Genomic DNA, 13,427 nt, shown 5'->3' on the forward strand with positions numbered 1-13,427 from the left:
TTTATTTGATTTTCTTACTGATTGTTAAAAACTGTTTGATCCGATCTTTACCCTGTGTTAGTTGTTGGGTTCTAGTGTCAGTTTGATCAAAAGATAATGGTTCATTATTGTTGGCTCGACTGAGAAAATCAGCTAATAAACTGATAGTTGGATATCTGAATAGATCGAGTATTAATAAATTAAGTGAAAAGATTTTTTGTAATTTGTTATGAACCTGAATCAAGAGTAATGAATGACCACCCAGTTCAAAGAAGTTATCATGAATTCCTAAGTTTTCGATATTAAGTACTTTTTGCCAGATATCAGCAATAGTTTGTTCTATTTCAGTTTGGGGTGGTTGATAAACTGCTTCTAAATCGGGACGTGCTGTATCAGCTGCTGGTAGCGCTTTGCGATCAAGCTTACCATTAGGAGTGAGTGGTAGTGCCTCTAGGATGATAAAAGCTGCTGGCATCATGTAGTTTGGCAACTTTGACTCTAAAAAGGTACGTAGTTCAGGAATTGCCAGTGTTTGCTGTTTTTGAGGAACTACATAGGCCACTATTCGTTTAGAATCTACCGATTCTTCGCTGAGTACAACTACAGTTTCTCGGACTGCTGGATGTTGAGTGATGAGTGCTTCAATTTCTCCCAACTCGATGCGGAAACCACGGACTTTTACTTGATGGTCAATACGACCTAAATATTCAATATCTCCATTTGGTAAATATCGACCTAAATCACCGGATTTATAAAGACGTGCATCTGGTTTATTACTAAAGGGATTGGGAATAAATCTAAGAGGTGTTAATTCTGGTCTATTTAAATAACCCCGTACCACACCAGCACCACCAATATACATTTCACCTGGTACGCCAATAGGTACTGGCTGTTGATATTTATCTAGTAAGTAAACTTGTAAGTCATCAATGGGACGCCCAATCACACTGCCTGAGCGTACTTCTAAATCTACCATCCTTAGCGGACGATATGTAACATGCACGGTTGTTTCCGTAATTCCGTACATATTGACTAATTGGGGAAACTGGTCGCCATGACGTTCAAACCAAGGTCTTAAACTCTCAAGTTGCAATGCTTCTCCACCGAAAATGACTTTTCGCAGGCTTAATTTGTTGATATTTCCCAATGATTCTTCTACTTGTATGAGTTGGCAGAAAGCTGAAGGGGTCTGGTTAAGTATGGTCACTTGCTGTGTTAACAACAATTTGTAAAACTCTTCTGATGAACGACTCAGCCAGTATGGTACTACCACTAATTTCCCACCATATAACAAGGCACCCCAGAGTTCCCAAACCGAAAAATCAAAGGCTATGGAATGGAATAATGTCCAGACATCATCTTGGTTAAAGTTATACCAGGATTGGGTTGCTGCCAATAAACGAACAACATTGCTATGATTAACTAATACGCCTTTAGGTTGACCTGTTGAACCGGATGTATAGATGATGTAGGCTAGGTTATCGCTTGTACACTGATTAATTAGATTTTGTGAGTTTTGCTCAGCAATAATTGACCAATCTGTATCGAGACAAATAACCTGAGTCTGATGTTGCAGCAAATTCTCTTTGAGGTGCTGTTGCGTTAGTAATACCGATATTTGAGCATCTTTTAGTATGAAGGCTAGACGTTGTTTGAGATAGCTCGGGTCTAGTGGAATGTATGCACCACCTGCTTTGAGGATGGCTAATAGGCCAATGACCATAGAAAGCGAGCGCTCTACACAAATCCCTACCAATACCTCTGGTTTTACTCCCAATGAACGCAAGTAATGTGCCAATTGGTTAGCTTTCGTGTTGAGTTCACAGTAGGTCAATTGTTCATCTTCAAATACCACTGCTACTGCATCAGGTGTGCGTTCTACTTGCGCCTCAAATAACTGATGAATGCATTGTTCTTGAGGATATTCAACTTCTGTATCATTCCACTCCACAAGCAACTGATGTCGTTCAGTTTCCGTTAATAGCGACAATTCACAAAGACGCTGCTGTGGATTAGTAACCATACCCTCTAGCAAAGTCTGCAAATGTCCTAGCATTTGGGTAATGGTGTCGAAGCGATCACTATCATTGTAAGTAATTTTGAGCAACAACTCCTTACCTGGAATCACAGTTAGAGTTACAGGATAGTTAGTCCTTTCAAAGCCATGAAAATCCTCTATCTCAAAATTTATATCCCTTTCTTTTACGGAAGCATCTACAAGATAATTCTCAAAAACTACTATACTCTCGAACAGAGCAAAACCCTTAGGAACTTCACTCCATCCCTGGACTTTGACTAAGGGACTATGTTCGTATTGACGCGCCTCAACTAGTTGAGTTTGAATTTTTTGCAACCAAGGTAAAAGAAATTCTTTAGCTGATACTTTGACTCTAACTGGTAGTGTATTAATAAACAGTCCTACCATAGACTCGGCTTTAGCTAAGGTTGGAGGACGACCAGAAGCTACTGCTCCAAAAACTACGTCTTCCTCACCACTGTAGTGGCTTAACAGCAAAGCCCAAGCTCCTTGTACCAGAGTATTTAGTGTTAGTTGATGCTGCTGTGCTATGGATTGCAATGCTGCGGTTGTTAGTGCTGAAAGTTGAATTTTCTGTTCGGCATAGTCATCTTCTGGAGTCAGTGATTTTCTAGTTCCTTGATCTGCCCACAGCTGTGTTGGTGTAGTAAAACTTTTGAGCGTTTCTCGCCAGAAAGTCTCAGCCTTGGATAGGTTTTGTTGCTGTAGCCAGACAATGTAATCTCGATAAGGGCGAATAGGTTCTAAGTGTACGTCTTCACCGTTGCTGAAAACTTTGTAACAAGCAAAAACTTCTTTAAAAATTATAGCAACAGACCAGCCATCTAGTAAGAGATGATGATGACTCCAGGTAAAGTTATAGGATGTATCTGAAAGTTGAACTAGTGTTAGACGCATCAATGGTGGTTGCGTAATTTCAAAGCCACCAGAGCGATCGCTCTCTAAGAAAAGTTCTAACTTTTGTTGTTGTTCATCTGAAGAGAGATGCTGCCAATTATACTCCTGCCAAGGTAGCACCACCTGTCGATGCACAACTTGCACTGGTTCTTTTAAGCCTTCCCAAACAAAGCAGGTTCGTAGAATTGAATGTCGTTCTATAATATGCTGCCATGCGCGATGGAATGCTGTAATGTTAAGTTTTCCTTGGAGAGTCCAGCTAAACTGTTCAAAATAGTTGCCAGATTTGGGGGCTGCAAGACTATGGTAGAGAATGCCCTGCTGCATGGGCGAGAGCGGATAAAAATCTTCAATATTTTTGTTTTTTACGCCCATCTCAAATATCTCCTATAGCTACTGTAATGGCATCAAGATCGGTTTGCTCCCATTGGCTTTGCTTAAATTCAGCAAAATCGGAAGGCGTAAAACCTCCTACATCAGGAGATTGGCAATGGGCAATCAGCGATCGCAGTGCCTCAATAAACCTTTGAGCAAGAGTTTCAACCGTGGATTGCCGATGCAACTGATTGCTATAAGTCCAGTTGATTTGCAGGCGACCTTGAGCAATACTGCTGTTAATTTCCAGCAAGTGAGTTCGTTTGCAAAGCAAACTATGACTGGGACCGCTCGATTCGGTAGCAAAGCTAAATAAAGACGATTCTGGTAAAGCTTGGTCAAACTGTCCTAAATAATTAAAAATAACTTCCGCTTTTGGCAAGCAACTGAATTGTTCGCTAATTTCCTTCTCTAAACTGAGATAGCGCAACACTCCATAACCAATACCTCGATTTGGAATCGCCCTTAACTGCTCTTTAATTGACTTGAGGGCTTTTCCTGGCAAATCGGAAGAGTTTTTTAGACTCAGGTGTACCGGGAAGATAGTTGTGAACCAGCCTACAGTCCTCGATAAATCTACATCTTCAAACAGTTCTTCTCGACCATGCCCTTCTAAGTCAATTAGTAGAGAAGTGTCCCCCGTCCATTGGCTAAATGTTTGTACAAGTGCAGTTAACAATACATCATTAATTTGCGTCTGATAAACTGCTGGCACCTGTTGCAATAAAACTTGAGTTTCTTCTTCAGTCAACAATACAGCCACAGTACAAGCTGATTCTTCTAGATTCTTCCCATCGCTAAAATCTATCGGTATAGACTTAACAGGTTGCTGCTGTATTGTCAGCCAGTATTCTAGCTCCGAACGCAATGTGAGCAATTGTGCATATTCTTGTAGATAGCTAGACCACTGCTGAAAAGAAGTTGTTTTAGGTGGCAGTTGTAGTGCTTTGTCCTGACAAATTTGCTCTTTAGCTGTTTGAAAATCTTCAATTAAAATTCGCCAAGAAACTCCATCAACAATTAAGTGGTGAATCACCCAAAGTAAGCGACTTGGTTGATTTGCACCAAGATCAAAAAGAGCAACCCGGAATAATGGTCCTTCTGTCAAATTCAAGCTGGCTTGTAGCTGCGCTGAGATTGCTTCTATCTGTGCTAGTTGTTTTTCTTTGGATAATGCTGACAAATCTGAATAGGTTACGGGCACTTGATTATCAGGACTTACTATCACTGCCTGAAAGCCAAATTCTTGTTTTATAAATCGAGAACGCAGCGCGTCATGATGTTTTTGTAAATCTTGTACCACCTTTTCTAAAGCTACAAGGTTGATGGGCTGTTTTACTTCTAACAGCACTGCTTGATTCCAGTGGTGTAGTTCTGGTTGGTCTTGTTCAAAAAACCAATGCTGAATAGGTGTTAACTCTAGCGAACCAGTGACTAGGTTTTGTTCTGCTTGAATTTTCTTGGTTGTGCCAGCTACAATTACTAGTTGAGCAATTGTTTGATGTTGAAATAATTGCTTAGGAGTTAATTGCAGACCCGCTTGGTTGGCTTTGGATATTACTTGAAGACTAAGGATAGAATCTCCTCCTACTTCAAAAAAGTTATCGTTTATACCTATTTTTTCTAAACCTAATACCTCTGTCCAGATAACAGCCAATTGTTTTTCAACGGTGGTCTGAGGTGCGATGAAAGCTTTTGCGAGTTTTGAACGTGCTGTATCGGGGGAAGGTAGTGCTTTGCGGTCAACCTTCCCATTAGGTGTCAGTGGTAGTGCCTCCAATGTGACAAAAGCTGCTGGCACCATGTAGTTTGGCAACTTTGACTCTAAAAAGCTACGTAATTCAGGAATTGCCAGTGTCTGTTCTTTTTGAGGAACTACATAGGCCACTATTTGTTTAGAATTTACCGATTCTTCGCTTACTACAACTACAGTTTCTCGGACTGCTGGGTGTTGGCTAATGAGTGTTTCAATTTCCCCCAATTCAACACGGAAACCTCGAATTTTTATTTGGTTGTCAATTCTACCGATATACTCAATATCTCCACTTGGTAAATAGCGGGCTAAATCACTAGTTTTATAAAGGCGATCGCCTTTTTGTTTACTAAAAGGATTGGGAATAAATTTCAGAGCTGTTAATTCAGGTTGATTTAAATAACCTCTAGCTAATCCAAGTCCGCCAATGTGCAATTCACCCGGTACTCCCATTGGTACTGGTTGCAAATATTGGTCTAAAATGTACAACTGGGTATTAGCGATCGCTTTACCAATCGGTATGGAACCTGAAGTATGTTTCCCGACTGGAACTTGATAAATACAGCAGCCTACCACTGTCTCTGTAGGTCCGTATTCGTTGACTAATATAGTCTCTGGAGCTACATCTTGCCAGAAGGTGATACTTTGGGCTAATAAATTTTCCCCACCAATAATAAAAGCTCTGGTTTTATTTGCGAGCTCTTCTTGACATAACTGTTGCTTCAGCAAATCCAAGTGAGCGGGAGTAATTTTTACCAAACTTAAATTTGAGCTTTTACTTAAAGCTTGAGAAAGGGTTTCAATGCCTTGCTCTTCTGATAGTAATTCCACTATCCGACCAACTAATAAAGGTGACAAAAGACTGGTGATTGTTAAGTCAAAAGCTAAAGGTGAGTGAACTAAAGTTCCTACTCCTTGTTCTACTGCATATGTTTGAGTACACCAACTTAGGTAGTTAACTAATCCTTGATGGGGAATTAAAGTTCCTTTGGGTTTCCCAGTGGAACCAGAGGTGTAAATAACATAGGCTAGATTTAATTCAGTTGTCTTAGTAATTGGATTTTCAATTTTTTGTTGATTTATGGTCTGCCAATCACTATCTATACAAATTACTTGAATTTCATTTGTAGCTAAATCTGCCAATAAATGCTGTTGAGTCAGCAGCACTGGCATTTGAGAATCTTTTAGGATAAAATCTTTTCTTTCTAAGGGATAGCTAGGATCAATTGGTATATAAGCACCACCTGCTTTTAAGATAGCTAAAAGTCCAATTAGCATTAAAGGTGATCGCTCGACACAAAGTCCCACCATTGCATCTGGTTTCACACCTAATTGTTGTAGATAATGAGCTAGCTGGTTAGCACGAGTGTTTAATTCTTGGTAGGTAACTTGCTGGTTTTTATAAATAACAGCAATGTTTTCTGGTGTGCGAGCTACTTGTTCTGCAAAAAGTTGATGAAAACATTTATTTATTGGAAAAACAGTTTGTGTATTATTAAGCTCAACCAATAGTTTGTGTCGTTCATTATCGCTAAGTATTTCTAATTCGCTTAGGAATGTATGAGGATGATTAGTTGCACTTTGTAAGAGAGTGGAAAATTGTCCCGCTAAACGTTCGATATCTTCTTGTAAAAAGAACTCTGAATCATAGTGCCATTCGGCGTGAAGAGAGTCTTGTGTACGTATAAATAATAATTTTATTTTAAACTTATCAAAACAAACATATTGCTGTGATAGAGAAAACGTGACTGCATTTGTAGTCAAAAATTTAACATTTTGCTCTATAAAGTCGAAACAGAAAGGGAAGAAAGGTACATCGTTGATAGCTTTATCTAATCCGGAAATTAATTCCCAATTAAAACAATCTTGCCATTCAGATGCTTGATTTTCAGCAAAAATAATTTGCTCTAAAACTTCGCTCAACTTTAAGCTACCTTGAAGATAACAATCTACTGGTACATATTTGGCAAGTAGTCCCAGCATTTCTTGAAGTTCTTCTTCCGATCTACCATCGCAACTAGTACCAACAACCATATTTGATACATTAGTTAAACGCCATAGTAATATTTGCCAACATGTTAGTAAGAATATTAATTCTGTAGTATTACATCTTTCGGCGATCGCGGTGATTTTATCTGCTAATTGACACGAAATTATCTGAGTGAAAACTTGAGGTTGAAATTTAATTTTACTAGAAAATAGATTTTCATTTGGTAGCTTCAAATTGAAAATATGGCTGATATCTTTTTGTCGCCAATATTCTTTCCCAATTTCCGCTTCTTCGGATTCCAATAATTCATTTTGCCAATCTGAAAAAACAATGTATTGTACTGGTTCATTTGTGATGCTATCATCATACAAATCTCCAGTGTAAGCACGACTTATTTCTGCTACGAAATTATTAAGTGAGGTTGCATCTGCGTATAGAGCAGGTAAGTTTAACAGCAATAGATATTTAGATGCTGACAGAGTAGCTAGAGATATCTGTAATGAGGATGATTTCTCAAAGTGAAAAGTTTGCTGTTTAGCAGATTCAATAACTAATCCAACAGCATTTTTTTGTTCTTCAGGTTTCATCGCTCTGAAGTCGTGTTCTTCTATTAAGACATTGCCACTATTTTCAATCACTTGCAGTGGAATACTCATCCCTGGTAAGCAACGAAAACTAGTGCCAAGAATTTCATGTCTCTTGACAACAGTTTTTAAGGCAATTTTAAATGCTTCAATATTTAAATCACCTGTAATTTCCACTGTACAAAATGAACGATAGGCAAGGCTATGCTTATCTTGTTGTAGTAGCCATAAATGTTTTTGTTGCGGCGAAAGTTGAAAACCCTGAATTACTTTCTTATTCATGATATATAATTTGATAACTTGTTAATTAGTTAATAATTATTCATGCTGTTTAGTGTATGCGTCTTATGAGTGAATAATTATTTAAAAATGATGTTGAAAAGGCTCACCCATCGCAGTTAAAATTTTTCTTGAACCAGAGTAAGGATTGCGTCCGTGAGCTGTCAACATATTATCTAACATTAATATATTCCCTTTCTGCCAAGGGTAAACAATCGTTTCTTGTTGATAAGCTTCACGAATTTCTGCAATAACTGAGTCTTCAATAGGAGAACCATCACCATAAAAAGTGTTGTAGGGTAAATCTTCTTCTGTAAACTCGTTGAAAAATTTTTCTCGAAATTGTGTTGGTAAACTCGAAACATGCCAAAAAACAACATGATTAAACCAAACCATTTCACCCGTTTTTGGATGTTGTGCTATGGCTGGACGAACTTGACGAGTTCTTAAACGATCGCTATCTTTCCACTCAACCTGAATGCAAGCGTTATAACAATACTCTTCCATCACAGCTTTGTCTGTTGTGTGAAAGGCTTTTTGCCAAGGTAAACCAAAGCCATCACCATAGTTGCGAACTAACATCCACCCTTTTTCTTGAAAGCGTTCTCTAATCTGAGGGTGAATATGTTGAAATACTTTTCTCACATCAGCAATTGGAGTTTCTCCTCCTTGATTTGCAGGTTCAATGCAGCAAAACCATATCTTCATCGGATAGGTACTGGCATAGGATGACTCATTATGTAAAGCAATGGTTTGGTCAGCTGGAAATTCGGTAGATGTATAAACTTTTTCGCTTAACTTAGTACGAGGTGTGGAAGATTCTATGTAAGGCATTAATTCAGGACATACGGCACTAACGAATTGCTCAAAATCCTCTTTTTGATTAATAGCAAAGCCTCTAAATAAAATTCCTCCATATTTCAACAATTTATTGATAATGAATTGTTGATTGTTCTCAGCCCAGATTTGTAAATTAATATCACTGACTTTAGGCGTAATAACTAAAGGTAAATTTACTTCAGGTTGCAAAAATTTTTCTGTTATTAATTCTTGTTCAGATAAATTGATTACTGTAGGTTTGGGTTGTGATTTAAAGGCTTTAAATTTTTGGCGACGAGCTTGTTGAAATTCCTGTTGCTTTGTCTCGTGTCTTTGCTTATCTGCTGTTTTCAGTATTTCTTTGATAGCTGTAAATTTAATATTAGGTTGAGCAACAACTGCACGCAAAATTATTGCATAATCTGTAATAAATTTAGCAATTTTGGAAGCATTAAATAAGTCTGTGCTGTATTCCAACCTACCACTCAACCCTTGTTTGCTTTCCCACATATTAAGTAGTAAATCAAATTTAGCCGTACCATTGTCAATATCTTCAAAAACTTTCAATTTCAAACCCTCTAGTTCCAGTCGCGATGTTGGGGCATTTTGCAGGACAAACTTGGATTGGAACAGAGGTGTATGAGCCAAATCTCGCTCTGGCTTCAGAGCTAATACTAACTTGTCAAACGGCATATCCTGATGTTCATAAGCGGCCAAAGTTACCTCACGAACACGTTTCAACAATTCCTGAAAAGTTGGGTTACCAGATAAATCAGTACGTAATACTAGCTGATTAACAAAAAAACCAATAATCTTCTCTGTTTCTGGAAAATTACGATTAGCAACATCAGTACCTACAACAATATCATCCTGCTTCGTGCAGTAATGGATCAAGGTCTTGAATGCTGCCATTAGAGTCATAAATAGAGTTACTCCCTCCCGATGGCTAAGTGCTTTAATTTCTTCACAAAGTTCTTTTGGCAGTTCTACATGTTGCCTGGCACCGCGAAAAGTTTGGATTTCAGGACGGGGATAGTCGGTAGGCAATTCCAGCACAGGTAAGTTAGCAAGTTGCTGTTTCCAGTAAGATAAGTGCTTCTCCATTACTTCTCCTTGCAGCCAGTGATTTTGCCAATAGGCGAAGTCTGCATATTGAATTGGCAACTCTGGCAAAAGTGTTCGCGTAGCGTCTGTCTGCGACACGCTGCGCGAACGCAGAGAAGGTTCTCCTTTACTGAAAGCTGCATAAAGGGTGGAAAATTCACGAAAAAATATACCAGTTGACCAACCATCAACGGCAATATGGTGGATTGTGAATAGCAGCAAGTATTCCTGCAAACTTGTTTGTAGGAGTATTAGTCGCAGCAAGGGACCAGTTGCTAAATCAAAAGGTTTTTGAGCTATCTCTGTTGTTAGTCGGTTGACTTGTGCTTGCCGTTTAACTTCTGGTATAGAGAGCAAGTTCACCACTGGTAGGGTCACAGTTACAGTAGGATGAATAACCTGAACTGCTTGTTCCTCAACTACCTCAAAAGTAGTACGTAACGCTTCATGGCGTCGCACAATTTCCTTGAGACTTTGTTCTAGGGCATCTACGTTAAGCGCACCTGTTAGCTGTACACACACTAGTTCACTGTAGGAAGCATTGCCGGGATCTAACTGTTGAAGAAACCATAGCCGATGCTGAGCAAAAGACAGAGGAACAGAACCTTGGTGGGTGCGACGAGGAATAACTATTTGTTGAGTATTAGGCTCATGCTGACCCCGTAAGCGCTTTTCTAAAATTGCTTGTTTAGCAGGTGAGAGCTTAGAACGTCGTTTAATAATTTCATCTGTTTTGCTATCCATAATATTATCCTTATAATTTATGAATTTTTTATGACTAATCAACTAAGTAATTACTTGAAAATTTACATAAGAAGGTACAGGCTGAATCCGACTTAAATCATTTTCAAAAGTCACTGAATTGCCATTCTGATCAATTTCCTTAAACCCTGCAAATTTATAAGATATGTACATCATTCGATTGCGATCGTTTGGTACAAACTCTGCTAAAAGACGAACATTACTGCTTTGAGCCAGACCCATAATATGATTTAACATAATTGTCCCGACTCCCCTCGACATAACACGACAAGACATCAGCAAAAGCTTGACTGTCCATGACTTAGGCTGACATTCAATCAGAACTAAACCGATCTTTCCGTAGCTGCCATACTTATCTTCCAGACTTGCAATTAGCAGTTTATGATTTTCTGATTGGCGAAAATGATTGAGTTCGTCGTAGGAGTAGGTATAACCAGTTGTATTCAATTGGTTAGTTCTTAGTGTTAATTCTTCTGCACGCTGTAAGTCTTCTTCTTTAGCAAAAGATATTGTGAAATTCATATTGAGAGTAGCTAAGAATTCGTCTGCTGTGCCAACAAATTCTTTCTCTGCATTTTGACGCTCAATATCACTAACATACATCAATCTTCTAATTCGTGAATCTTCCGTAATAAAACGTGGATTCATGACAGGCATATCTAAAATACTACTTATTTCATCTGTGTTTATACACAGTATTTCTGGCAAGGTAAATTTTACTTCTTCTAGTTCAAATAATTGGTCATCAATGAAAGCGATCGCATTCATCCCAATATTAAGTAACTTAGCAACTTCTTTGATAGAGGCAGCCTTAGAATTCCAATTTATTTGTGGGTATAAAAAATACTCTTTCAACCCAAATTCTTCTAGTTTAGTTATTGCTGTAGCATATTCATTCTTACTTGCTATAGATTGTAGAATACCACGATTATCTAAAGTCTGAATAAGATTTACTATATTTTCTCGCAGAGAGACTTTCTCATCTTCCAGCAAAATCCCATGCCAGATGGTATTATCCAAATCCCAAACGAGACATTTAATAACTTTTTTGTCTTTTTGTTTGCTATTTACGTTTTGTTCTTGAGTACTAATCATATATTAACTTTTCTCTGCTAATTTCTTTTCCAAGCCAGTAGTAACAGTTGTAAAAAGATAATCTTGATAACCTGAGTCTGCGATAGTAATTTCTTGAATTTGAGTACTACCTTCAATGATTTCCATAATTTTAGAGTCGCGTAAATACCTTTCTACTGGGTATTCACTACTACAACCATTGCCACCATGAATTTGCACGCCATCATTTGCTATTTTGGTAGCGACTGTGGATGCAAAGTACTTAGCAATAGAAGTCTCCACAATCGAGTTAGGGTCGTTAATGTCTTTGAGATAACCAGCTTGATAACACAGAAGTCTTGCTGCTTTCACGTTAGTAATCATCTGACTAATCATTTGACGGATTAATTGATGTTCTTTTAGATAAACACCAAACTGTTTTCGCTCATTTGTATACTTGATACAAGCTTCTAAACAAGCTTGAGCAATACCTACACAACCCCATGCCACACTATATCTACCATAATCAAGCGCAGTCGCAGCAATGTAGGAAAATCCCAAACCTAGTTTACCTACTAAATTTTCTACAGAAACGTGACAGTCATTAAAGTGCAATTCTGCTGACATTGAAGCTCTAACACCTAAAATACCAGACATTGGTTTTACTGACAGTCCAGGACTATTTTTTTCAATTAAAAAAGCAGTGGGTTTACCCTCACATTTAGCAAAGACCAAAAATACATTTGCTATTTGTCCATAAGTAATCCATTTCTTTTGCCCATTTAAGATATAAGCATCACCAGCAAGTGTTGCTGTTGTTTCTACACTTTTGGCATCGCTACCTACATTCGGTTCGCTTAACGCAAAAGCAGCAATAGTTTCACCAGATGCAAATTTAGGAAGCCAATACTGTTTTTGAGATTTATTACCCCATTTAGACAAAGCATGAGCCACCATGTTGTGAACTGTCAACAAACTCCGTACCGAAGAACATCCCCGTCCAATTTCCTCGTTGAGAATGCCATAGGTAATCATGTCCATTGCTTGTCCGCCATATTCTTGGGGCAATATAGCACCGAGAAAACCACGTTGAGCTATTTTCTTAATTAGTTGTGGCGGGGTAAATTCTTTGCTATCCCATTCGCCAGCATCAGGGCATATTTCTTGATTAACAAAAGTTCTAAATTCCGCTTTGGCGTTTTTTTGTTGAGCAGATAGTTCCAGTTTCATAATACCATTTTTGCCACATAAAATGGCAATTTATATTTTATCAAGAAGAACTCAGAAGTCAGTCGTCAGAATTCAGAATGTATTCTGTACGAGTAGCTGATAGAGTAACGATTCGCCGTGTTCGCTGGCATCTGAGTATTAGATTAAAACCTTGTCTCCTCCTGGGCAAAAATAAATTCAAATATTCTTCCTTCTTAAAACTCTATCCCTTAAGAGCGGGACACTGCGCGTAGCTTGCTTCCCTGTAAGGGTACATGGGTAGAGTATTCTGAATTCAGAATTCTAACTAGTTTTTATTACTGCACGAGAATAGCAGTTTTACGTTCAATCAAATTGGCGAGAGAATTGATTGTGCGGAAATTTTCAAATTCTAAGTCCTCGTTTTCAATGGCAATCTGAAACTCTTGCTCTACAAACAAAACAAGTTGCATGGCAAACATAGAATTGACAAAACCTAGAGCAAAAATGTCTTCATCTGGTTGCAAATCATGATTACCGAAAAATTTTGAAAGAAAAGTTTTGATTTTAGCTTGAATTTTGTTCATTAGTTTCGATATTCCCTCT

The 13,427-nt window shown here is 38.2% G+C and carries 6 protein-coding genes; all 6 read right to left on the reverse strand.

Features of this window, described 5'->3' with window-relative positions:
* Position 1: 1 nt before the first annotated feature.
* The 6 genes from HWQ58_RS18570 to HWQ58_RS18595 all read right to left on the reverse strand — a co-directional run bounded on the left by HWQ58_RS18570 (position 2) and on the right by HWQ58_RS18595 (position 13,408).
* A complete protein-coding gene (locus HWQ58_RS18570; protein ID WP_292865630.1) occupies positions 2 to 3,289 on the reverse strand; it encodes an amino acid adenylation domain-containing protein in 3,288 nt (1,095 codons plus the stop codon).
* 1 nt (position 3,290) lies between these two features.
* Positions 3,291 to 7,898: a non-ribosomal peptide synthetase gene (locus HWQ58_RS18575; RefSeq protein ID WP_292865633.1), complete on the reverse strand. Its 4,608-nt coding sequence runs from the start codon at positions 7,896 to 7,898 to the stop codon at positions 3,291 to 3,293.
* 81 nt (positions 7,899 to 7,979) lie between these two features.
* Entirely contained in the window at positions 7,980 to 10,562 is a 2,583-nt protein-coding gene (locus tag HWQ58_RS18580) for a condensation domain-containing protein (RefSeq protein WP_292865636.1), read from the reverse strand.
* Between the two features lie 42 nt (positions 10,563 to 10,604).
* Positions 10,605 to 11,675 (reverse strand): HAD family hydrolase, encoded by a 1,071-nt coding sequence (locus tag HWQ58_RS18585; protein WP_292865639.1) that lies wholly within the window; start codon positions 11,673 to 11,675, stop codon positions 10,605 to 10,607.
* 3 nt (positions 11,676 to 11,678) lie between these two features.
* A complete protein-coding gene (locus HWQ58_RS18590; RefSeq protein WP_292865642.1) occupies positions 11,679 to 12,863 on the reverse strand; it encodes an acyl-CoA dehydrogenase family protein in 1,185 nt (394 codons plus the stop codon).
* A 296-nt stretch (positions 12,864 to 13,159) separates the two neighbouring features.
* Positions 13,160 to 13,408, reverse strand: a complete 249-nt coding sequence (locus HWQ58_RS18595) for an acyl carrier protein (protein WP_292865645.1) — start codon at positions 13,406 to 13,408, stop codon at positions 13,160 to 13,162.
* Positions 13,409 to 13,427 lie beyond the last annotated feature (19 nt).

It is taken from the genome of Nostoc sp. LPT (genome assembly GCF_017115165.1).
GTDB lineage: Bacteria > Cyanobacteriota > Cyanobacteriia > Cyanobacteriales > Nostocaceae > Nostoc.